Source organism: Silvania hatchlandensis (assembly GCF_025564065.1).
Taxonomy (GTDB): Bacteria; Pseudomonadota; Gammaproteobacteria; order Enterobacterales; family Enterobacteriaceae; genus Enterobacter; species Enterobacter hatchlandensis.
Genome location: NZ_JAMGZK010000036.1, coordinates 21,698 through 43,566, shown reverse-complemented (window position 1 = coordinate 43,566; position 21,869 = coordinate 21,698). Strand labels below are relative to the sequence as shown.

Annotated in this window: 19 protein-coding genes; 6 read left to right on the top strand and 13 right to left on the bottom strand. The window is 58.1% G+C overall.

The annotated features are described in order from the left end of the window. The first annotated feature begins 73 nt into the window (after window positions 1-73). Window positions 74-1,351, top strand: coding sequence for a stationary phase inducible protein CsiE (gene csiE / locus M8014_RS02565; RefSeq protein WP_271280989.1), 1,278 nt, complete (start codon window positions 74-76; stop codon window positions 1,349-1,351). On the opposite strand, the gene M8014_RS02560 is transcribed toward csiE, so the two are convergent. Next, the gene (locus M8014_RS02560; protein WP_271280988.1) at window positions 1,348-2,484 is read right to left on the bottom strand and encodes a 3-phenylpropionate MFS transporter; all 1,137 of its coding nucleotides are present in this window, start codon (window positions 2,482-2,484) and stop codon (window positions 1,348-1,350) included. The two genes, csiE and M8014_RS02560, sit on opposite strands and share 4 nt — an antisense overlap. A gap of 173 nt (window positions 2,485-2,657) precedes the next feature. On the opposite strand from M8014_RS02560, the gene M8014_RS02555 reads away from it, so the two are divergent. Next, window positions 2,658-3,080 carry a DoxX family protein gene (locus M8014_RS02555; protein ID WP_271280987.1) on the top strand — a complete coding sequence of 141 codons (423 nt, stop codon included), beginning with the start codon at window positions 2,658-2,660 and terminating at the stop codon, window positions 3,078-3,080. Between the two features lie 48 nt (window positions 3,081-3,128). On the opposite strand, the gene glyA is transcribed toward M8014_RS02555, so the two are convergent. After that, window positions 3,129-4,382 (bottom strand): serine hydroxymethyltransferase, encoded by a 1,254-nt coding sequence (gene glyA, locus M8014_RS02550; protein WP_271280986.1) that lies wholly within the window; start codon window positions 4,380-4,382, stop codon window positions 3,129-3,131. 306 nt (window positions 4,383-4,688) lie between these two features. Here glyA and hmpA point away from each other — a divergent pair, with 306 nt between their 5' ends. Further along, window positions 4,689-5,879, top strand: a complete 1,191-nt coding sequence (gene hmpA / locus M8014_RS02545) for an NO-inducible flavohemoprotein (RefSeq protein ID WP_271280985.1) — start codon at window positions 4,689-4,691, stop codon at window positions 5,877-5,879. Between the two features lie 50 nt (window positions 5,880-5,929). On the opposite strand, the gene glnB is transcribed toward hmpA, so the two are convergent. The 5 genes from glnB to purL all read right to left on the bottom strand — a co-directional run bounded on the left by glnB (window position 5,930) and on the right by purL (window position 14,289). Beyond that, complete coding sequence (gene glnB, locus M8014_RS02540) at window positions 5,930-6,268, bottom strand: nitrogen regulatory protein P-II (RefSeq protein WP_271269055.1); 339 nt, start codon at window positions 6,266-6,268, stop codon at window positions 5,930-5,932. A gap of 73 nt (window positions 6,269-6,341) precedes the next feature. Further along, window positions 6,342-7,679, bottom strand: a complete 1,338-nt coding sequence (glrR, locus tag M8014_RS02535) for a two-component system response regulator GlrR (RefSeq protein WP_271280984.1) — start codon at window positions 7,677-7,679, stop codon at window positions 6,342-6,344. Next, a complete protein-coding gene (qseG, locus tag M8014_RS02530; protein WP_271280983.1) occupies window positions 7,676-8,452 on the bottom strand; it encodes a two-component system QseEF-associated lipoprotein QseG in 777 nt (258 codons plus the stop codon). The genes glrR and qseG overlap by 4 nt, the downstream gene beginning before the upstream one ends. Then, window positions 8,449-9,882, bottom strand: coding sequence for a two component system sensor histidine kinase QseE/GlrK (qseE, locus tag M8014_RS02525; protein WP_271280982.1), 1,434 nt, complete (start codon window positions 9,880-9,882; stop codon window positions 8,449-8,451). Before qseE ends, qseG begins: the two co-directional genes overlap by 4 nt. Before the next feature lie 519 nt (window positions 9,883-10,401). Next, on the bottom strand, window positions 10,402-14,289 hold the full coding sequence (gene purL / locus M8014_RS02520) for a phosphoribosylformylglycinamidine synthase (RefSeq protein ID WP_271280981.1): 3,888 nt from the start codon (window positions 14,287-14,289) through the stop codon (window positions 10,402-10,404). Window positions 14,290-14,556: 267 nt separating this feature from the next. On the opposite strand from purL, the gene mltF reads away from it, so the two are divergent. Further along, window positions 14,557-16,107, top strand: a complete 1,551-nt coding sequence (mltF, locus tag M8014_RS02515) for a membrane-bound lytic murein transglycosylase MltF (RefSeq protein ID WP_271280980.1) — start codon at window positions 14,557-14,559, stop codon at window positions 16,105-16,107. Here the strand turns inward: mltF and tadA are convergent. The 4 genes from tadA to murQ all read right to left on the bottom strand — a co-directional run bounded on the left by tadA (window position 15,995) and on the right by murQ (window position 19,460). Then, complete coding sequence (gene tadA / locus M8014_RS02510) at window positions 15,995-16,501, bottom strand: tRNA adenosine(34) deaminase TadA (protein ID WP_271280979.1); 507 nt, start codon at window positions 16,499-16,501, stop codon at window positions 15,995-15,997. The genes mltF and tadA overlap by 113 nt on opposite strands. Window positions 16,502-16,564: 63 nt before the next feature. After that, window positions 16,565-17,200, bottom strand: coding sequence for a phosphatidylglycerophosphatase C (yfhb, locus tag M8014_RS02505; RefSeq protein ID WP_271280978.1), 636 nt, complete (start codon window positions 17,198-17,200; stop codon window positions 16,565-16,567). A gap of 3 nt (window positions 17,201-17,203) precedes the next feature. Next, entirely contained in the window at window positions 17,204-18,556 is a 1,353-nt protein-coding gene (locus tag M8014_RS02500) for a PTS transporter subunit EIIC (RefSeq protein ID WP_271280977.1), read from the bottom strand. A 10-nt stretch (window positions 18,557-18,566) separates the two neighbouring features. Further along, window positions 18,567-19,460, bottom strand: coding sequence for an N-acetylmuramic acid 6-phosphate etherase (gene murQ, locus M8014_RS02495; protein ID WP_271280976.1), 894 nt, complete (start codon window positions 19,458-19,460; stop codon window positions 18,567-18,569). A 117-nt stretch (window positions 19,461-19,577) separates the two neighbouring features. Here murQ and M8014_RS02490 point away from each other — a divergent pair, with 117 nt between their 5' ends. Continuing rightward, window positions 19,578-20,426, top strand: a complete 849-nt coding sequence (locus M8014_RS02490; RefSeq protein WP_271269065.1) for a MurR/RpiR family transcriptional regulator — start codon at window positions 19,578-19,580, stop codon at window positions 20,424-20,426. Between the two features lie 56 nt (window positions 20,427-20,482). Continuing rightward, the gene (locus tag M8014_RS02485) at window positions 20,483-20,743 is read left to right on the top strand and encodes a YfhL family 4Fe-4S dicluster ferredoxin (protein ID WP_271280975.1); all 261 of its coding nucleotides are present in this window, start codon (window positions 20,483-20,485) and stop codon (window positions 20,741-20,743) included. Here the strand turns inward: M8014_RS02485 and acpS are convergent. Both acpS and pdxJ read right to left on the bottom strand, forming a co-directional pair. Then, entirely contained in the window at window positions 20,740-21,120 is a 381-nt protein-coding gene (gene acpS / locus M8014_RS02480; RefSeq protein ID WP_204558399.1) for a holo-ACP synthase, read from the bottom strand. The genes M8014_RS02485 and acpS overlap by 4 nt on opposite strands. After that, complete coding sequence (pdxJ, locus tag M8014_RS02475) at window positions 21,120-21,851, bottom strand: pyridoxine 5'-phosphate synthase (protein ID WP_271280974.1); 732 nt, start codon at window positions 21,849-21,851, stop codon at window positions 21,120-21,122. Before pdxJ ends, acpS begins: the two co-directional genes overlap by 1 nt. Window positions 21,852-21,869: the final 18 nt, after the last annotated feature.

The following is a 21,869-nucleotide window of genomic DNA, read 5'->3' as shown; positions in this document are numbered from 1 at the left end:
AGACCCTTCGATGCGCTTTCTGGCGGGCATCCTTTAGCTATTCTTATCAGACACACTCACTGGAACCCGACAGATGATGATGACTCTCGAAATGCCATCTGCACTTTCCAGTTCGCAGCGTCGCTGCCAGGTTCTGTTGATGCTCTATATTCCGGGCTTCAGCGCCACCGTGCAACGCATCGGTGACATCAATGGGGTCGATGGTCCCCTGACCCGGCAGGACATCGCCGAGACGCGCATCGAGATCCAGCGCTATCACCGGCTCGACATTGCGGCGCACCCTGATGGCAGCTACCGGATTGAAGGCACCCACCTCGACCAACGCTTATGCCTGTTGCACTGGCTGCGCCGGGCTTTACGCCTGTGCCCCCACTTTGTCGCGCAGCAGTTTACCCCATCTCTGAAGACCACGCTAAAGCAACTCGGCATTGCGCGAACCTTATATGACGATACCAACCTACGGGCGCTAATCAATTTCTGCGCCCGTCGTCTGCAGCGTCAGTTTGAGTGCCGCGACGTGCAGTTTTTGCAGCTCTATTTGCAGTACTGCCTGCTCCAGCACCATCTGGGCCAGACCCCGCAGTTTTCGCCGGTGCAGCGCAGCTGGACCGAATCGCGCGGTGAATATCTGATGGCGCAGGAGATCGTGCGCCACTGGCAGCGCCGCGTGGTCCCCCTCCCCCACGTTGATGAACAACCGTTTCTCACCCTGCTGTTTATGATGCTGCGCACGCCCGACCCCGTACGCGACGCCCATCAGCAGGATGAACGCCTGCGCCGCGCCATCACCCGGATGATCGTCCGCTTTCGCGGACAAACCGGGATGCATTTCAGCGACGAGCAAGGGCTGACCGACCAGCTGTATATTCATCTGGCCCAGGCGCTGGATCGCTCCCTGTTTGGCATTGGCATCGACAACAGCCTGCCGGAGGAGATCAACCGCCTTTACCCGCGGCTGATGCGCACCACCCGAGAGGTGATGTTTGAGCTGGAGGCGGAATTTGGCCTGCGTTTTTCCGAAGAGGAGTCGAGCCTGGTGGCCGTTATCTTTGGCGCGTGGCTGATGCAGGAGAACGATCTGCATGAAAAGCAGGTGGTGTTACTGACCGGGGGGGATAAAGCCTGTGAAGATCTGATCGAACAGCAGCTGCGGGAGTTGACCCTGCTGCCGCTGAACATTCGCTATGTGACGTTGCAGACCTTCCAGAAGGAGGGCGCACCGCGCGAGGCCGCGCTGGTGATCACTCCCTACGCCACTGCCCTGCCGCTGTTCTCGCCGCCGCTCATTCATGCCGTTGAGACCCTGAATGCGCAGCAGCAGGAACATATTCGCGTGATGCTGGAGTCTTAGCGCGCCGCGACCCGCGGACGCAACAGCATCGCGGGCAGCGCCACCAACGCCATCACCCAGAAGACACCATGACCGAGATGCTGGTACAGGAAGCCCGCAAAAACGGTCATGATCGCAATGCTGCCGCCCATCGCTACCGCCGAGTAGACCGCCTGCAGGCGGATCACGTCGCTGCCTTCCCGCGCGGAGATATAGCGCATCGCCGCCAGATGGCACACCGTAAAGGTGCCGCAGTGCAGGATTTGCGCGACAATCAGCCACGGCAATTCATGCGTCCAGCCCATGATCCCCCAACGCAGCACGCCGCAGACGGCAGACAGCAGGAGCAGATCCCGGGCGCTAAAGCGGCGGAACAAGCGGTTGCTGAGGGCAAAAATAATCACTTCCGCCACCACGCCGAGCGACCACAGATAGCCCACCGCCGATGCTGAATAACCCACGCCCTGCCAGTAGATGGCGCTAAAGCCATAGTAGGCAGCATGTGCCCCCTGCAGCAGGCAGACGCAGGCGAGAAAACGCCAGCTCTGCGACACCAGCGCGCGCCAGGCTGGCCAGCCTGCGCTCTCCTGCTGACGACTCTCGCCTTGCGGCATCACCGTTGGCCGCAGCAGCATCCCCAGCAGCATCGACACCAGCCCCACGCTCAGCAGCGCCAGAATAGCCTGATAGTCGTACAGGCTCACCAGCTTGCCCACCAGCGCCGAGCCAATCACAAAGGCAATCGAGCCCCACAGCCGCACCCGGCCATAGTCCATGGTGATCTGCTTTTGCCAGGTGTTAGCCAGCGCATCGGTCAGCGGGACCAGCGGCGAGAAAAAGAGGTTAAACCCGACCATCACCACCACCAGCCAGGCAAACTGCTGGCTGACCCAGAAGCCCGCCGCAAACACCAGCGTTAACAGCGCCAGCACGCGCACGGCTTTGATCAGTAACGCAGGGTCGCTGACGCGCGGGGCAATCAGCAGGCTACCGAGAAAACGCGCCACCAGGCCGGAGCCCAGCAAAATGCCAATCATCTCTGGGGTGAGGCCGATTCCCGCAAGCCAGACGCTCCAGAAAGGCAGAAAAATACCGTAGCTGAAAAAATAGGTAAAGTAGCTGAGCGCCAGCCAGCGTGTGGAATGCAAAACCATGAATCCCTCCCGTTTTGGAGGCGCTAGTCTGGCGAGAAAGCGACAATTAAGCAAGTCGATAGCCTGCTATAAATTAACCTTCGATTAACAAAAAACAGAGCCGGATGGCTCATGGCGAGGGCTGAAAAACTGTATTAGGGTTAAGTGACACAGCTTAAAAAGGTCATACCGTCATGAACGCACTACGCTATTTCGATTTCGGCCAGTCCCGCCCGCTGATCCTGTTGATTGCCCGTATCGCCATTGTGGCGCTGTTTATTATCTTCGGCCTGCCCAAAATGACCGGCTTTGACGGCACGGTGCAGTACATGGCGAAGCTGGGTGCGCCCATGCCGATGCTGGCCGCCATTATTGCGGTGATTATGGAAGTCCCCGCCGCTATTCTGATCGTGCTGGGCTTTTTCACCCGTCCGCTGGCGGTGCTGTTTGTCTTTTATACGCTGGGCACGGCGGTGATTGGTCACCCGTACTGGGATATGAGTGGTGATGCGGTGATGCCGAACATGATTAACTTCTATAAGAATATCAGTATTGCGGGGGCGTTTCTGTTACTGGCCGTCACCGGGCCGGGGGCGATTTCCATCGACCGACGCTAGATAAAACAAAGGCCGCTTGCGCGGCCTTTTTCATTCTGCCGGGCAGAATTATGCGTAAACCGGGAAGCGTGCGCAGATATCCAGCACTTTGCCCTTCACGCGTTCGATAACCGCTTCGTCGTTGATGTTGTCCAGCACATCACACATCCAGCCAGCCAGCTCTTTGACTTCCGCTTCTTTAAAGCCACGGCGCGTCACAGCTGGGGAGCCGATACGGATACCGGAGGTCACAAACGGGCTCTTCGGATCGTTTGGCACGCTGTTTTTGTTCACGGTGATGTTGGCGCGGCCCAGGGCAGCATCAGCTTCTTTACCGGTCAGGTTTTTATCAACCAGGTCCAGCAGGAACAGGTGGTTCTCCGTGCCGCCAGACACCACTTTGTAGCCACGGTTCAGGAATACTTCAACCATCGCTTTGGCGTTTTTAGCAACCTGCTGCTGGTAAACTTTGAACTCTGGCTCCATCGCTTCTTTCAGCGCTACGGCTTTCGCGGCGATAACGTGCATCAGCGGGCCGCCCTGCGCGCTTGGGAACACCGCAGAGTTCAGTTTCTTATACAGATCTTCGTCACCGCCTTTCGCCAGGATCAGGCCACCGCGTGGACCCGCCAGGGTTTTGTGGGTGGTGGTGGTCACAACGTGCGCATGTGGAACCGGGTTCGGGTATACGTCTGCTGCAATCAGACCGGCAACGTGCGCCATATCAACGAACAGGTAGGCACCGATGCTGTCTGCGATTTCACGCATTTTTGCCCAGTCAACGACGCCGGAATAAGCAGAGAAGCCGCCGATGATCATCTTCGGTTTGTGGGTCTGAGCCTGCTTAGCCATGTCTTCGTAGTCAATCTTACCGGACTCATCAATACCGTAAGGGATGATGTTGTACAGCTTGCCGGAGAAGTTCACCGGGGAGCCGTGAGTCAGGTGACCGCCTTGCGCCAGGTTCATACCCAGAACGGTATCGCCCGGCTGCAGCAGCGCGGTGTAAACCGCGAAGTTAGCCTGAGAACCGGAGTGCGGCTGCACGTTAGCGTAATCCGCGCCAAACAGCGCTTTTGCACGGTCAATCGCCAGTTGCTCAACGATATCGACGTACTCGCAACCGCCGTAGTAGCGCTTGCCCGGGTAACCTTCAGCGTATTTGTTGGTCAGCTGAGAACCCTGCGCCTGCATCACGCGCGGGCTGGTGTAGTTTTCGGAGGCGATCAGTTCGATGTGCTCTTCCTGACGTACTTTTTCCTGCTCCATAGCCTGCCACAGTTCGGCATCATAATCGGCAATGTTCATTTCACGCTTTAACATCCGCATCTCCTGACTCAGCTAACAAGTAAATTTTTGCCCTGAAAAAGGCAGTCCAGTTGGACGACGGGCAACAGTATAACTGATTAGCACAGTGATAACAGGTCTTGACAAACGATTTTACGCAAACGTTTACCTACCCGTAGCGCAAGGGTTTGAGGAATAAAGATCTGCCGATTTTACAACGGATTTCTTTTCAGGTTTGTGATGCAAATAATTCATGTTACAAAGAACCATTTACAACGCAGGGTTATTTTTTATAAGATGCATTTAAAATACACTTTAAAATAACATCTAAAGGAAGCTGCTATGTTAGACGCCCAAACCATCGCTACGGTTAAAGCCACCATTCCCCTGCTGGTTGAAACGGGTCCTAAACTCACCGCCCATTTTTACGATCGCATGTTCACGCACAATCCGGAGCTCAAAGAGATTTTCAACATGAGCAACCAGCGTAACGGCGATCAGCGCGAAGCGTTGTTCAACGCCATCGCCGCTTACGCCAGCAACATCGAAAACCTGGCGGTCCTGCTGCCCGCGGTGGAAAAAATTGCCCAGAAGCACACCAGCTTCCAGATCCAACCTGAACAGTACAATATTGTCGGCGGCCACCTGCTGGCGACGCTGGACGAGATGTTCAGCCCGGGTCAGGAGGTGCTGGACGCGTGGGGCAAAGCCTACGGCGTGCTGGCGAATGTGTTTATCAACCGTGAAGCGCAGATTTACAGCGAAAATGCCGATAAAACCGGCGGCTGGGAAGGCACCCGCACCTTCCGCATCGTGGAAAAAACGCCGCGCAGCCAGCTTATCACCAGCTTTGAATTTGAGCCCGTCGACGGTAAGCCGGTTGCTGACTATCAGCCTGGCCAGTATCTCGGCGTGTGGCTGAAGCCGGAAGGCTTCCCACATCAGGAAATTCGTCAGTACTCCCTGACCCGCAAGCCGAATGGCAAAGGCTACCGTATCGCGGTGAAGCGCGAGGACGGCGGTCAGGTCTCAACCTGGCTGCATAACAGCGCCAACGTCGGTGACGTGGTGCACCTTGCCGCGCCAGCGGGCGACTTCTTTATGGCGGTGGATGCCAGTACCCCGGTGACGCTGATCTCCGCAGGCGTGGGCCAGACCCCAATGCTGGCAATGCTGGACACGCTGGCGAAATCTGCGCACGGCGCACAGGTGAACTGGTTCCACGCGGCGGAAAACGGTGAAGTGCATGCCTTTGACGACGAAGTGAAAACCGTTGCCGCCGCGCTGACGGACTTTCACGCTCACACCTGGTATCGTCTGCCGAGCGACAACGACCGTGCCCAGGCCCTGTTTGGCAGCGAAGGTCTGATGGATTTAGCGCAGTATAAAGAGCAGCTTAGCGCAGCGAAGATGCAGTTCTACGTTTGTGGCCCGGTGGCGTTTATGCAGTTTGCCGCTCAGCAGTTGATTGAACTGGGTGCGAATAAAGACAACATTCACTACGAATGCTTCGGCCCGCATAAGGTGCTGTAATGCAAAAAGCCCCTCAGACGAGGGGCTTTTTTTGTCCGGCGGCGCAGGGATTAAATCGCTTCGTCGTCTTCTTCACCGGTACGGATACGGATCACGCGCGCGACGTCAAAGACGAAGATTTTGCCGTCACCGATTTTGCCGGTCTGCGCGGTACGGATAATGGTGTCCACACAGGTATCCACGATGTCGTCCGACACCACGATCTCAATTTTCACTTTCGGCAGGAAGTCGACCATGTATTCCGCGCCACGGTACAGCTCCGTGTGGCCCTTCTGACGACCAAAGCCTTTCACTTCCGTCACCGTCATCCCGGTGATGCCGACTTCTGCCAGCGCTTCGCGTACATCATCCAGTTTGAAAGGTTTAATAATCGCATCAATCTTTTTCATGGGGGTCCTTCTTGCCTGTCTGCAGCCTCGTAATCGATTGCTCACAGTAGCATATCAATCGGATTTTACGGTATCACTCTTTGAAGTCGTTTGCTTCCAGCTCGTGGCGCGACAGCAGTTTATAAAACTCGGTGCGGTTGCGTCCGGCCATCCGCGCGGCGTGGGTGACGTTGCCTTTGGTGATCTGCAAAAGCTTGCGCAGATAGTTGAGTTCAAACTGGTTACGCGCTTCAGCGAAGGTCGGTAAGGCGGTGTTTTCACCCTCCAGCGCCTGTTCCACCAGCGCGTCGCTGATTACCGGCGAAGAGGTCAGCGCCACGCACTGCTCAATCACGTTCACCAGCTGACGCACGTTACCGGGCCAGCTGGCGGTCATCAGACGCTTCATCGCATCGGTGGAGAATGCCCGCACAAAGGGCTTATGCCGCTCGGCGGACTGGCGCAGCAGCTGGGTCGCCAGCAGAGGGATATCTTCGGCACGTTCCGCCAGCGCCGGAATTTTGAGGTTAACAACGTTCAGACGATAGAACAGGTCTTCGCGAAATTCGTTGCGCGCCATCGCCTTCGGCAGATCCCGGTGGGTGGCGGAAATAATACGCACGTTGATGTCGATATCGCGGTTGCTGCCCAGCGGCCTGACCTTACGCTCCTGGAGGACACGCAGCAGTTTGACCTGCAGGGCAGCAGGCATATCACCAATTTCATCGAGGAATAATGTGCCGCCTTCCGCCGCCTGGAACAGCCCTTCCCGGCTGCTGACCGCCCCGGTGAAGGCCCCGCGCGCGTGACCAAACAGCTCGGACTCCAGCAGCTGTTCCGGCAATGCCCCGCAGTTAATGGCGATAAAGGCTTTTTTGCCGCGCGGGCTGGCGTTGTGAATGGCCTGAGCGAGGATCTCTTTCCCGGTGCCGCTGTGGCCGTTAATCAGCACGCTGACGTCAGACTGCGCCACCATTCTGGCCTGCTCCAGCAGACGTAGCATGATTGGGCTGCGGGTGACTATCGCTTCTCGCCACTGGTCGTCGCTGGAGGGCGCGGCGTGCTCAAGGGCGTTATCGATCGCCTTGTACAGCGCGTCTTTGTCCACCGGTTTGGTGAGGAAGCTGAATACGCCCTGCTGGGTGGCCGCCACCGCATCCGGGATTGAGCCGTGGGCGGTGAGAATGATCACCGGCATCCCCGGCTGCAGTTTCTGGATCTCGGCAAACAGCTGCATGCCGTCCATTTCGTCCATCCGCAGATCGCTTATCACCAGGTCGACTTTCTCGCGCCCCAGCACTTTCAGCCCTTCCTGGCCGCTTTCAGCGGTGACCACGCTGTAGCCCTCACTCACCAGGCGCATGCCCAGCAGTTTCAGCAAGCCGGGGTCATCATCCACCAGCAAAAGGTGCGCAGGTTTGCGGGTTGTCATGGCTTCACGTCCTCTGGTTTCGCGGGAGCGCTGTCCGGCTCCGCTGGCGCGGCATCAGCTTTTGCCGGTGCTGCGGCGCTTTTTGGCGCATCCGGCAGATAATTACTCGCTGGCTTGCGGGTTGAGAGCTGGCGTTCGATATCAGTCAGGTTCTCCAGCTTCCGGGTAGTGGTATCAAGCTGCGAGCGCAAATACTGCTGCTGCAGGCGCAGGGTATCGAGCTGGGCATCGGCAGACTGCTGCAGCTTGCCGTAGCGGGAGCGCTCCTCTGCCAGCTGTAGTTGTGACACTTGCCCGTCGCGCCACAGCTGATACAGCGGGCGTACCTGGGCGGGAATTTGCGCGCTCAGGGCATCGAGGCGGGTGGTCAGCAGTCGCCGCTCCACCGGGTTAATTTTGGCATTCGCCAGCAAAATACCCCGCTTAAAGCGCGCCTGCCAGATGTCATCCGTCCAATGACGCGCCTCTGCGCGAGCGGCGGCAGGTGCCAGACGTTCGGCACAATCCATACCGCGCAGCCAGTAAAGCGGGTTGCTCTCGGTTTCATGCCCCTGCAGCTGCCAGATATTATTGCAGTCGGTCGCAAGGAAGTCCGCCAGCTGATGATCGGGTAATTTTTCATCCTGCTTATCGCTGATAGCGCTGGTCGGGGCATGCGAGACGCATCCCGCGAGCAAAAGGCAGGAGAGGGATAAGCGAATTTTTTTTGCGGAAAACACCGCGTTAATGGCGCGGGAAAAGACGTGTGACATACTCACCAGACTTAGATTCATTTTAGTGATTTTTCCGACTCAAGCGGCAGTTCGATGCGAAAACAGACATCGGTACGGTCGTCAGTGACAAGATTTAGCTCTCCCTGCATACGGCGGATGCAGTCGCGGGCAATACTCAGCCCCAGACCACTCCCCTTAACCGCCCCTTTTCGTTGATGACTCCCCTGGAAAAAAGGTTCGAAGATCATCGCTTTTTCGTCGTTCGGGATCGGGCTTCCGGTGTTGGCGACATCAATACAGACCCGCGAGCCTTGCGTAAAACTGCGAATATAAATGGTACCGGATTCAATACCATAGTGCACCGCATTGGAATAAAGATTATCCAGCACGCTCATCAGCAGCATTGGCTCGGCAAAACAGACGGGCGCCGCAAGCGTGAGTTCAGTATGCATCATTTTAGCGCGTGCAGGCAGGCTGTGGGCGGAGAGCACCATATCCACCAGCGGCGCAAGCTCTACCGTCTCCAGCTCGGGTGCCCCGTCAGCCAGTTTACGGTTGTAGTCGAGCAGTTGTTCAATCAATTTTTGCAGGTTACGGCTGCTGGCATCAAGGATGTCGACTATCTCCCGCTGTTCCGTAGTCAGCGGGCCGGCGACCTGGTCGGCCAACAGTTCGGTGCCCTCGCGCATGCTGGCAAGAGGCGTTTTGAGTTCATGGGAGATGTGGCGCAGGAACTGGTGGCGCTGGGACTCCAGCCACGCCAGCCGCTCGGAGAGCCAGATGATACGCTGCCCGACCGAGCGCAGCTCGCGCGGTCCGGTGAAGGCGACGGTATTGCCAAGCGTTCGTCCCTCCCCCAGCCGGTTAATCATCCGCTCGATGCCCTTCACCGGGCCGATGATCATGCGGGTAAACAGCAGAACTAACCCCAGGCTGACCAGAAAAAGCACCAGCGCCTGCCAGCCGAAGAACTGGCCGCGCTCGGCAATCTCCTGCTGGAGTTGCTGCCCGCGGGAGAAGATCACCGACCGGGTAGTCTGCACCATCTCGGTATTGGCGTTGGCGAAGGATTCCAGCCGCAACGCCGCCTGAGCATCGGGGCCGCTGTTATGACACTGCAGCTGCGCCAGGGCATTAATATCCTGGCGCAGGGCCTGATAGAGCTTATCGTCCGGCAGCACGCCCGCGTGCGCATCGAGCATTTCGCTGTAGCGCTTGCGCTGGTTCTGATACACCCGCTCCAGCGTCCGGTCGTCGAGCACGCAGTACTGGCGGTAGCTGCGCTCCATCTCCAGCGCTGCATTGGTCATCGCTTCGCTGCGCCGGGCATCTATCAGCGTGGTGCGGTTGGTAAGCGCCGCCTGGGCGCTGAGCGCGTTCAGGCTTTGCCAGGCCTGCCACGCCAGCACCAGCAGCGGGAGCAGGATCAGCAGGAAAGCCATCATGACTAACTGTCGTAACGAGCGAGGGAAAACTGACCAGCGTTTCAACGCGTGACTCTCTGTCGCAGGGGGAGTGTAGGAAGATGCTAACTGGACAATAGGTTAGATACAACAAAGCCGGGTTAAAACCCGGCTTTGTTGTGAAATGAGGCGGTGCCTAACTCGACGTTTCGCCCGGAGGTCTGATAAAGCAATGCAATTATCAGTAGTTGGACGGCAGGCACCTTTTTGTGCGTCATTCGAAGTTTATGTAGCGCGTCCCGAAGGGGCTGACATAAGAGGGTGAATGAGCCACTGGGTATTATTATGCAACAGATATGCCACAATGCAAATATAAATTTTAATTATATGAAACATAAGGACATTTAATGAAATGATTGTGATTATCTCGCGGTACGCTTTTCGCACGATCTGTCGTTAATTAGCAACACCCTGACGGGCTTATCACCACTATCATATAAATCAATAACTTAAATGTCGCCATTTGGCGACATCGTATTACAGGGGTTGTCGTAAATATGCGACACCGTCGTAGTGCCGCCCGGCACTACGACGGCAACATAACGCTTACCCCAACTGCTTACGTGCGTTGCGGAAGATACGCATCCACGGGCTATCCTCGCCCCAGTTTTCCGGGTGCCAGGAGTTGCTGACGGTACGGAACACGCGCTCAGGGTGCGGCATCATCACCGTTACGCGACCGCTTTCGCTGGTCACCGCGGTAATGCCGTTGGCCGAGCCGTTCGGGTTAGCCGGGTACGTTTGCGTCACTTTGCCGAAGTTATCAACAAAGCGCAGCGCCACCAGACCTTTGCTCTCCAGCTCCGCCAGATGCGCGGCGTTACGCACTTCAACCTGCCCTTCACCGTGGGAAACAGCGATTGGCATCTGTGAGCCCACCATCCCCTGAAGCAGCAGAGACGGGCTTTGCGTGACTTCAACCAGGCTGAAACGCGCTTCAAAGCGGTCGGACTGGTTACGCACAAAGCGCGGCCAGGCTTCACTGCCTGGGATCAGCTCGCGCAGGTTCGACATCATCTGGCAGCCGTTACAAACGCCCAGTGCCAGGGTCTGCGGACGGTGGAAGAAGGTTTCGAACTCATCACGCACGCGGTCGTTGAAGAGAATCGACTTCGCCCAGCCCTCGCCCGCGCCCAGCACGTCCCCGTAAGAGAACCCGCCGCACGCCACCAGCGCCTGGAAGCTCTCCAGACCGGTACGTCCAGCCAGCAGATCGCTCATGTGAACGTCGATAGCGTCGAAGCCCGCGCGGTGGAAGGCAGCCGCCATCTCCACGTGGGAGTTAACGCCCTGCTCGCGCAGGACCGCCACTTTCGGACGCGCACCCTTCGCGATGTACGGCGCGGCAATGTCTTCGTTGATGTCGAACGAAAGCTTCACGTTCAGACCCGGATCGTTATCGTTGGCTTTCGCCTCGTGCTCCTGATCGGCACACGCCGGGTTATCACGCAGACGCTGCATCTGCCAGGTGGTTTCTGCCCACCACATGCGCAGCGTGGCGCGGCTTTCGGCAAACACAGCCTGACCGTTGGATTCGATAACAAAACGATCCCCGGTCACCGCTTTACCCAGATAGTGCACGCAGTCGCCAAGGCCGTGTTGCGCCAGCAGGGCTTCAACCGCCTCGCGGTCGGCCGCACGCACCTGAATCACCGCACCCAGCTCTTCGTTAAACAGCGCCGCCAGACGATCGTCGCCCAGCGTGGCGATGTTGGCTTCCACGCCGCAGTGGCCGGTAAAGGCCATCTCTGCCAGGGTCACCAGCAGGCCGCCGTCGGAACGGTCGTGATAGGCCAGCAGTTTGCCCGCTGCCACCAGCGCCTGAATGGCATCGTAGAAGCCTTTCAGCTGCGCCACGTCGCGCACATCCGCCGCGGTGTCGCCGAGTTGACGGTAAACCTGCGCCAGCGCGGTTGCGCCCAGCGCGTTATGCCCTTTGCCCAGATCAATCAGCAGCAGGGCGTTGTCTTCAGTAGAGAGCTGCGGGGTGATGGTGTGACGCACATCTTCCACGCGGGCAAAGGCGGTGATCACCAGCGACAGCGGAGAGGTCATCTCGCGCTGCTCGTTACCTTCCTGCCAGCGGGTTTTCATCGACATGGAGTCTTTGCCCACCGGAATGGTCAGACCCAACGCCGGACAGAGCTCTTCGCCCACCGCTTTCACCGCTTCATACAGCCCGGCGTCTTCGCCCGGGTGACCGGCTGCGGCCATCCAGTTTGCCGAGAGCTTGATACGTTTGATGTCGCCAATCTGGGTGGCGGCAATGTTGGTCAGCGCTTCACCGACCGCCAGACGGGCCGAGGCCGCAAAGTCCAGCAGCGCAACCGGGGAGCGTTCGCCCAGCGCCATCGCTTCACCGTAGTAACTGTCGAGGCTGGCGGTGGTCACCGCGCAGTTTGCTACGGGTACCTGCCACGGGCCAACCATCTGATCGCGCGCAACCATGCCGGTCACGGTACGGTCGCCAATGGTAACAAGGAAGGTTTTCTCCGCGACGGCCGGCAGATGCAATACGCGGTTGACGGCATCGGCGACAGTGACGCCCTGCAGATCGAGAGCTTTACCACTGGCTTTACGGGTTTGTACGTCGCGGGTCATCTTCGGCGTTTTGCCCAGCAGCACGTCCAGCGGCAGGTCAATCGGCTGGTTGTCAAAATGGGTGTCGCTTAAAGAGAGGTGCATCTCTTCGGTGGCTTCACCGATCACCGCGTACGGCGCGCGCTCGCGGCGGCACAGCTCATCAAACAGCGGGAGTTGATCCGGGGCAACGGCCAGCACGTAGCGCTCCTGGGATTCGTTACACCAGATCTCCAGCGGGCTCATGCCTGGTTCATCGCTGAGGATATCACGCAGGTTGAAGCGGCCACCGCGGTTGCCATCGCTCACCAGCTCCGGCATGGCGTTAGACAGGCCACCCGCGCCGACGTCATGAATAAACAGGATCGGGTTGGCTTCACCCAGCTGCCAGCAGCGGTCAATCACTTCCTGGCAGCGGCGTTCCATCTCCGGGTTGTCGCGCTGGACCGAGGCAAAATCAAGGTCGGCGTCAGACTGGCCCGAGGCCATCGACGACGCCGCCCCGCCGCCCAGACCGATATTCATCGCCGGACCGCCGAGGACGATCAGCTTCGCGCCTACGACGATCTCGCCTTTCTGCACGTGATCGGCGCGGATGTTGCCGATCCCGCCTGCCAGCATGATCGGCTTGTGGTAGCCGCGCAGCTCTTCGCCGTTATGGCTCTCAACTTTCTCTTCATAGGTACGGAAGTAGCCGTTCAGCGCCGGACGACCAAATTCATTGTTGAATGCCGCGCCGCCCAGCGGGCCGTCGGTCATGATGTCGAGTGCGGTAACAATGCGCTCCGGCTTGCCGAAATCTTCTTCCCACGGCTGTTCAAAGCCCGGGATACGCAGGTTAGAGACCGAGAAGCCCACCAGACCCGCTTTTGGCTTAGCGCCACGGCCGGTGGCGCCTTCGTCACGAATTTCACCGCCAGAACCGGTCGCCGCGCCCGGCCATGGGGAGATCGCCGTCGGGTGGTTATGGGTTTCAACCTTCATCAGAATGTGCGCGGCTTCCTGATGGAAGTCATAGCGCCCTGCTTCGCGATCGGCGAAGAAGCGGCCCACCTCGGAACCTTCCATCACCGCAGCGTTGTCTTTATAAGCAGACAGCACGTGGTCAGGGGTCTGTTCCATGGTGTTCTTGATCATTTTGAACAGCGACTTTGGCTGTTGCTCGCCGTCGATAATCCAGTCGGCATTAAAAATCTTGTGGCGGCAGTGTTCAGAGTTAGCCTGCGCGAACATATACAGTTCGATGTCGTTCGGATTGCGGTTGAGCTTAACAAACGCGTCCTGCAGGTAATCAATTTCATCCTCTGCCAGCGCGAGACCTAAACGCAGGTTGGCGTCGATCAGCGCCTGACGGCCCTCACCCAGCAGATCCACGCTCTGTACTGGCGCAGGCTGGTGGTGAGAGAACAGCTTCTGCGCGTCGTCCAGAGAGGCAAACACGCTCTCCATCATGCGATCGTGCAGTTCGGTCGCCACGACCGCCCACTGTGCGTCAGTCAGGGTAGAGGCTTCAACGTAATACGCTACGCCGCGCTCAAGACGGCTTACCTGGCTCAGGCCGCAGTTGTGGGCGATGTCGGTTGCTTTAGAAGACCAGGGGGAGATGGTGCCCGGGCGAGGCGTGACCAGCAGGAGTTTACCGTTCGGCGTATGGCTGCTCAGGCTTGGGCCGTATTTCAGCAGGCGTTCAAGGCGGGTCAGCTCCTCTGCCGTTAAGGGAGCGTTCAGGTCAGCAAAATGGACATACTCAGCGTAAATATTGCTTACCGGAAGGTCGGCCGCCTGGAAACGTGCCAGCAGTTTGTTGATACGGAAGGCAGACAGTGCAGGCGAACCACGCAGAATTTCCATCATAAGTCTCTCGTCTTCGAAGCGCCGGGGCGCTTACAGTGTGCGCAAGGGGGGAAAACGGGCGCTATTATAGTGGATCCTGAGCGCCGACGAAACCGTTTGCGTCGTAATAAAATCGACGCGGTTATTTAGCCATCGGTATGGCGATTCCCGCTAATAAGTTGCCAAGTGGCGTAACTTTGCGCAAAATGCCGCGAAATCTTTGGCAATACTTGTTTTTACTATGGCCACTACAGACCGACATAACACCCAGCACATAGAATTAACTTATTGAAAAAATTAAAGATTAATTATTTGTTTATTGGCATCGTGACCCTGCTACTGGCAGCGGCACTATGGCCTTCCATACCCTGGTTCGGCAAAGCCGACAACCGCATCGCCGCCATCCAGGCGCGGGGGGAGCTGCGCGTCAGTACGATCTCCTCGCCGCTGACCTATACCGCCATCAACGACAAAGTAATTGGGCTGGATTACGAACTGGCGCAGCAGTTTGCTGACTACCTGGGCGTAAAACTCAAAATCACGGTGCGCCAGAACATCAGCCAGCTGTTTGACGACCTGGATCATGACGAGGCCGACATGCTGGCCGCCGGTCTGGTTTATAACAGCGAGCGCAGCAAAAACTATCAGCCGGGTCCGACCTATTACTCCGTTTCGCAGCAGCTGGTCTATCGCGTGGGCAAGCTGCGCCCGCGCTCGCTTACCGGCCTCAACGCAGAACAGCTCACCGTCGCCCCAGGACACGTGGTTATCGATGACCTGCGCGCGCTGAAAGAGAAAAAGTACCCAAACCTTGGCTGGACGGTCGATGAGAAGCTGGGCACCACAGAGCTGCTGGAGCAGGTTAAGGATGGCAAGCTGCTTTATACCATTGCCGACTCGGTCGCCATCAGCCTGTATCAGCGCGTCCACCCGGAGCTGGCGGTGGCGCTGGATGTCACCGACGAGCAGCCGGTGACCTGGTTCAGCCGACTGGATGACGACCAGACCCTGTCCGCGGCGATTCTCGATTTCTTTAACGGCATGAATGAAGACGGCACCCTGGCGCGGCTGGAGGAGAAGTATCTCGGTCACGGCGGTGACTTTGATTATGTCGACACCCGCAGCTTCTTACGGGCGGTGGATAACGTCCTGCCGGACCTGCAGCCGCTGTTTGAAAAATACGCTCAGGAAATTGACTGGCGGTTACTGGCGGCTATCTCGTATCAGGAATCCCACTGGGATGCGCAGGCCACCTCGCCTACCGGCGTGCGCGGTCTGATGATGTTGACCAAAAACACCGCCCAGAGCCTTGGCCTGACCGACCGTACCGATGCGGAACAGAGCATCAGCGGCGGCGCGCGCTATCTGCAGGACATGATGGATAAGGTGCCGGAGACGGTGCCGGAAGAGGAGCGGATCTGGTTTGCACTGGCGGCGTATAACATGGGCTATGCCCACATGATCGACGCCCGCGCCCTGACGGCTAAGACCAAAGGCAACCCCGACAGCTGGTCAGATGTCAAACAGCGCCTGCCGCTGCTGAGCCAGAAGCCGTGGTACAACAAGCTGACCTACGGCTACGCGCGCGGTCACGAAGCTTACGCCTACGTGGAAAATATCCGCAAATATCAGATAAGCCTGGTCGGCTATCTGATGGAGAAAGAGAAAGAGGCGATGGCGGCAGAGCAGCTGGCGCAAAGTTATCCGGTGGTGACGCCGAATGAACTTACTCGCCCGATAACGCCAATCCTGCCTTTTGTTGCTTTTTCTGCTGACGCCGCATTCGAAAGAAGTCACTTAGCATCACCGAACATGCTGGCGCCAGTACTTCCCCAATAACATTCACCTGGTGATTCATACCGGGATGTCTGAGCACGTCCAGTAGCGAGCCTGCCGCCCCGGTTTTTTCATCCCGCGCCCCGAACACCAGCGTACCGATCCGGCTGTGGACCATCGCGCCGGAACACATGACGCAGGGCTCGAGGGTGACATACAGCGTGGTATCCAGCAGGCGGTAGTTTTGCAGCACCAACCCACCCTGGCGCAGGGCCATGATTTCGGCGTGAGCGGTGGGATCGTGACGGCCAATCGGGCGGTTCCAGCCTTCGCCAATCACCTGATTATTGTGTACCAGCACGGCGCCAACGGGCACTTCGCCCTCTTCCCAGGCGCGTCTGGCAAGCTGGAGTGCGTGGTGCATCCAGTATTCATGATTGTGTTCGAGGTCGGACAACGGTGATTACTCCAGTCTGAAAAGCGGGCGCATTATACACACCCGCTATACATAATCACAAAATCATTCCAGTTGCTGAAGTTCGCCAAGCGGCGTGACGCGCCAGCGGTGCTGGCAGAAGTAGAGCAGCGGGTTGTCCTGCTTGCTGTCGCTGTAGCCGCTGTAGAGGCGCAGCGGGGTACCGATTTGCTTCTCCAGCTGCACCACTTTCTCGTGCCCAAGGCAGCGCAGGGTCAGCACCCACCCACCATATGCGCGCCCCATCTGGGTCGCGATAAGATTGACCCGCGGTAGCCACGGGGTATCGAAGTAGACCTGCTCCACCAGCGACTGCGGCGAACCGGTAATCAGCCAGATGTCGGCATCGCTGGCGTTCAGGTAGTTGGTCAGCCGGTCCTGCACTACCGGAAACGCGGTAACGTGCCCGCGAAACCAGAGGGCAAAATCCTGCTCAAGTTGCTTGAGCCGCGCCTCGCTGTGGCCAAAAGTACATCCCCACAGCAGTAGGCTCATTGGCCAGCGGGCGGCGCGCCCTTTGATCAGCAGCGCAACGCCTACAATCGGCAGGAGTGGCAACACAAGCAGCACATTTAAGGGCTGTCGGCGCAGTAAGTAGCGCATAAAGGTGCCGAACATATCCTGCTGATGCAGCGTTCCGTCCAGGTCAAAAAAGACAACGCGACGCGCATGATTAACCAAATCTTACTCCTCTGGATCGTTGAACCCCAACAGCCAGGTAAACAGGAACCCGGCGATAACCGCTACTAAATAGCCTAACAGATAGAGCATGACTTTTCCGGTCACGATGGTTAATGCCAGTGGCAAACCGGAAATCCCGAAGGTGATCACCGTCGCCACTTTCCAGTAGCTGATCAGTGCCCCGCCGACCGCGCCGCCCAGACAGGCACCGATAAAAGGCTTGCCCAGCGGCAGCGTAACGCCAAAGATCAACGGCTCGCCAATTCCCAGCAGACCCACCGGCAGCGCGCCTTTGATCACTTTTTTCAGACGTTGATTGCGGGTTTTCATCAGCACCGCAATGGCCGCCCCGACCTGACCGACGCCCGCCATCGACAGGATCGGCAGCAGCGCGTTGTAGCCGTGCGCCTGCACCAGCTCCACGTGGATCGGCACCAGGCCCTGGTGTAATCCGGTCAATACCAGCGGCAGGAAGGTCCCCGACAGCACTGCCCCCACGAGGAAGCCGCCGCGATCGATAGCCCAGGAGGCACCGTGGGCGATGGATTCAGAGATCACGCCGCCCAGCGGCTGCAGGGCAACGATCGCCACGCTGCCGGTAATTAAGGTGGTCAGCAGCGGATTGAGGATCAGCTCCAGCGAGCCCGGCAGGGCATTGCGTAGCTTTTTCTCGATCCAGCACATCAGCACCACCACCAGCAGGACGGCGATCACCCCGCCGCGTCCCGGCTGCAGGGCTTCACCAAAGAGGGTGATTTGTGCCAGCTGCGGGCTGGACAGGATCCCCGCCATTACCCCGCCTAACGCCTGCGAGCCACCAAACACTTTGGCAGTGTTGACCCCCACCAGAATGTTCATGATGGCAAACACCGCGCTACCGAAAATGCCGAGGATCCCCAGCAGGTTTGGATAGTGGGTCGCAAAGTCGCCGACGATGTCCGGGCGTTTAAGAATGTTGATGATGCCGGTGATAAGCCCCGAGGCGATAAAGGCCGGGATCAGCGGTATGAAAACGTTCGCCAGCTGGCGCAGCGCGTCGCTCATCGGGGCTTTATATTTGGCCTTCGCCTGCGCTTTCGTACGTTCGGCGTCATCAACCACCGCGCCACCCATCAGCGAGCGCATGGCGTCCACCACCTGCGCGGCTTTGCCGGGGCCGACAATCAGCTGGTGCTGCGCACCCTGCTTAACATAGCCGCTGATCCCGGGCAGCTTTTTGAGCCGCGTCAGATCGAGCATGTCGTCATTCTGAACTTCCACCCGCACCCGCGTCATGCAGTTTTCCAGACGCAGAATATTGTGCTCTCCGCCGATACCGGCAAGAATATCGCTGGCGAGCGCCGCTGTTTTTTCCATACACGCCTCTTTAGTTTTCTAATGCTGCCCGTAAGAATCCCTGATGCGCATCGAGTTTTGCGCGCGCTGCGGCGGCATCGAGACCGCTCAGGATCATCAGAATGGCGGGTTTAACGTCATACCCGGTCTGCTGGAGCACCGTTTCTGCCTCTTCGCGCGCCGCACCGGTGGCCTCGACCACCATCCGACACGCCCGGTCAATCAGCTTCACGTTGGTGGCTTTCATGTCCACCATCAGGTTCTGATACACCTTGCCGAATTTCACCATCGCGCCGGTGGAGATCATGTTCAGCACCAGCTTCTGCGCGGTGCCGGACTTCATGCGGGTGGAGCCGGTCAGGGCTTCCGGCCCCACCACCGGCGAGATAGCAATCGCCGCAACCTGGGCAATTGGTGATCCCGGATTACAGGAGATTGCCACTGTGGTACAGCCAGTCTGGTTGGCATACTCCAGCCCACCAATCACATACGGCGTGCGCCCGGAGGCCGCGAGCCCCACTACCAGGTCGTTTGCCGTCAGGTTGAGGGCCTTCAGGTCGTCTTCGCCGAGCTGCTTGCTGTCCTCTGCCCCTTCCACCGCCTTCAGCAGCGCACCGGGACCGCCGGCAATCAGGCCAACCACCAGACCGTGTGGAACGCCAAAAGTGGGCGGGCATTCCGAGGCATCCAGCACCCCGAGACGCCCGCTGGTGCCAGCGCCCATGTAGATGATGCGCCCGCCCGCTTTCAGTGCACCTGCGGCGGCATCCACGGCTTTTGCCACTTCCGGCAATGTCTCTTTTACTGCCTGCGCGACCAGCGTATCCTGCTGATTAAAACGAGTAACAAGGTCGAACGTGGAGAGCGCGTCCAGATCCAGAGTTTGTGGGTTGCGGGATTCAGAAACGAGTGAGCCGAGATTCATCTTTTGTACCTCAAGAATTTTTAATTCATAATAGTCACACTATAATGGAATATAAAATTCATTCAGGCGAGAAGAATTCGCAATTGCTGTAGTCATCACATTTCGCCAGGAGTACTCATGAACTGTTTAATTCGGATCCGCCAGCGCTACGCGGGTCTTGCCCAGAGCGACAAAAAGCTGGCGGATTTTTTGCTCTCCCAGCCCGATCGCGCACGCCATTTAAGCTCGCAGCAGCTGGCAAGCGAAGCGGGCGTCAGCCAGTCCAGCGTGGTTAAATTTGCCCAGAAGATGGGGTTTAAAGGCTTTCCGGCGCTGAAGCTGGCGATCAGCGAAGCGCTGGCCAGTAACCCTAACCCGCAGTCGATGCCGGTGCATAATCAGATCCGCGGCGATGACCCAATGCGCCTTGTCGGCGAGAAGCTGATTAAAGAGAAGGTGGCGGCGATGCACGCCACGCTGGATGTGAACAGCGAGGAGAAGCTGCTGGAAAGCGTCGGCATGCTGCGCGCGGCACGGCGGGTGATCCTGACCGGGATTGGTGCCTCGGGGCTGGTGGCACGTAATTTTGGCTGGAAGCTAAACAAAATTGGTCTGATCGCCATTGCGGAACAGGACATGCACGCCCTGCTGGCGACGGTTCAGGCGATGGCGCCCGACGATCTGCTGCTGGCCATCTCGTATTCCGGGGAACGCCGTGAGATTAATCTTGCCGCCGATGAGGCGCTGCGCGTGGGCGGGAAAATACTGGCGATCACCGGGTTTACCCCCAATGCCCTGCAGCAGCGGGCGACGCGCTGTCTTTACACCATCGCCGAGGAGCAGGCCACCCGCAGCGCAGCGATTTCGTCCACCAGCGCGCAGATGCTGCTGACCGATCTGCTGTTTATGGCGCTGGTTCAGCAGGATCTGGAGCATGCCCCGGAGCGCATTCGCCACAGTGAGGCGCTGGTAAAAAAACTGGTCTGAACAGGGAATGAGCGTATAATGCCCGCCCTGTTTGTGATGTTTCTGAGAATTTCCTGATGGCGCTGTTAATTACCAAAAAATGCATTAATTGCGATATGTGCGAGCCCGAATGCCCTAACCAGGCCATCTCGATGGGTAACGACATTTATGAGATTAACAGCGATCTTTGCACCGAATGCATCGGCCATTATGAAACGCCGACCTGCCAGAAGGTGTGCCCGATCCCCAATACAATCCTGAAAGATCCGGCACGTCCTGAATCCGAAGAGCAGCTGTGGGATAAGTTTGTCCTGATGCACCACGCGGACAAAATCTAGCTTTCGATAATCACCGTCGCGCAGGCGTAATGACGTTCATCCGCCAGCGTCACGTGCATGTGCGCCACGCCCAGCTTTTCTGCCAGCTTTAACGCCTCGCCCCACAACCGCAGACGCGGCTTGCCCAGCTCATCGTTAAACACTTCAAACTGATTAAACGCCAGACCGTTGCGGATCCCGGTACCGAAAGCTTTAGCCGCTGCTTCTTTGACTGCAAAGCGTTTGGCAAGAAAACGCACCGGCTGCTGGTGCGTTTCCCAGATGGCCCATTCGTTATCGCTGAGCACCCGTCGCGCCAGGCGATCGCCGCTGCGGGAAATCACTGCTTCGATGCGGGTGATTTCAACGATATCGGTTCCTAAGCCAAGAATGGCCATTAGTTGCGCGCTTCCAGCATCAGGCGTTTCATCTCGGCAACGGCGTCTTTCAGGCCGCTCATTACCGCGCGACCGATAATCGCATGGCCGATGTTCAGCTCGTGCATCTCCGGGATCGCCGCAATGGCTTTGACATTATGGTAAGTCAGACCGTGACCGGCGTTGACCTTCAGGCCAAGGCCTGCCGCATAGGTGGCAGCTTTGGCGATCCGCGCCAGCTCTTTGGCCTGGGTGGCTTCGTCTTCAGCATCAGCGTAGCAGCCGGTGTGGATCTCAATATAGGGCGCGCCCACGTCCGCAGCGGCTTTGATCTGCGCCTCGTCAGCATCGATGAACAGCGACACAAGGATCCCGGCATCGGCCAGACGTTTGCAGGCATCGCGCATTTTGTCCAGTTGCCCGGCCACATCCAGCCCGCCTTCGGTGGTCACTTCCTGACGCTTTTCCGGCACCAGGCAGCAGAAATGCGGTTTCGTCTCAACGGCAATCGCCAGCATCTCTTCAGTGACCGCCATCTCCAGATTCATGCGCGTATCCAGAGTCTGGCGCAAAACGCGCACGTCGCGGTCGGTGATGTGGCGACGATCTTCACGCAGGTGCACGGTAATGCCGTCTGCGCCCGCCTGCTCGGCGATAAATGCTGCCTGAACCGGATCCGGATACGCGGTGCCGCGCGCATTACGCAGGGTGGCGATGTGGTCAATGTTGATGCCTAACAGTAATTCAGCCATGACAATCCTCGATTTTCT

Coding starts and splice junctions, on each gene's coding strand:
- glnB (WP_271269055.1), bottom strand. CDS start 6,268: ATGAAAAAGATTGATGCGATTATTAAACCTTTCAAACTGGATGATGTA.
- M8014_RS02485 (WP_271280975.1), top strand. CDS start 20,483: ATGGCGCTGTTAATTACCAAAAAATGCATTAATTGCGATATGTGCGAG.
- glyA (WP_271280986.1), bottom strand. CDS start 4,382: ATGTTAAAGCGTGAAATGAACATTGCCGATTATGATGCCGAACTGTGG.
- qseG (WP_271280983.1), bottom strand. CDS start 8,452: ATGAATCTAAGTCTGGTGAGTATGTCACACGTCTTTTCCCGCGCCATT.
- M8014_RS02560 (WP_271280988.1), bottom strand. CDS start 2,484: ATGGTTTTGCATTCCACACGCTGGCTGGCGCTCAGCTACTTTACCTAT.
- glrR (WP_271280984.1), bottom strand. CDS start 7,679: ATGACAACCCGCAAACCTGCGCACCTTTTGCTGGTGGATGATGACCCC.
- M8014_RS02490 (WP_271269065.1), top strand. CDS start 19,578: ATGAACTGTTTAATTCGGATCCGCCAGCGCTACGCGGGTCTTGCCCAG.
- pdxJ (WP_271280974.1), bottom strand. CDS start 21,851: ATGGCTGAATTACTGTTAGGCATCAACATTGACCACATCGCCACCCTG.
- purL (WP_271280981.1), bottom strand. CDS start 14,289: ATGATGGAAATTCTGCGTGGTTCGCCTGCACTGTCTGCCTTCCGTATC.
- M8014_RS02500 (WP_271280977.1), bottom strand. CDS start 18,556: ATGGAAAAAACAGCGGCGCTCGCCAGCGATATTCTTGCCGGTATCGGC.
- murQ (WP_271280976.1), bottom strand. CDS start 19,460: ATGAATCTCGGCTCACTCGTTTCTGAATCCCGCAACCCACAAACTCTG.
- M8014_RS02555 (WP_271280987.1), top strand. CDS start 2,658: ATGAACGCACTACGCTATTTCGATTTCGGCCAGTCCCGCCCGCTGATC.
- hmpA (WP_271280985.1), top strand. CDS start 4,689: ATGTTAGACGCCCAAACCATCGCTACGGTTAAAGCCACCATTCCCCTG.
- csiE (WP_271280989.1), top strand. CDS start 74: ATGATGATGACTCTCGAAATGCCATCTGCACTTTCCAGTTCGCAGCGT.
- acpS (WP_204558399.1), bottom strand. CDS start 21,120: ATGGCCATTCTTGGCTTAGGAACCGATATCGTTGAAATCACCCGCATC.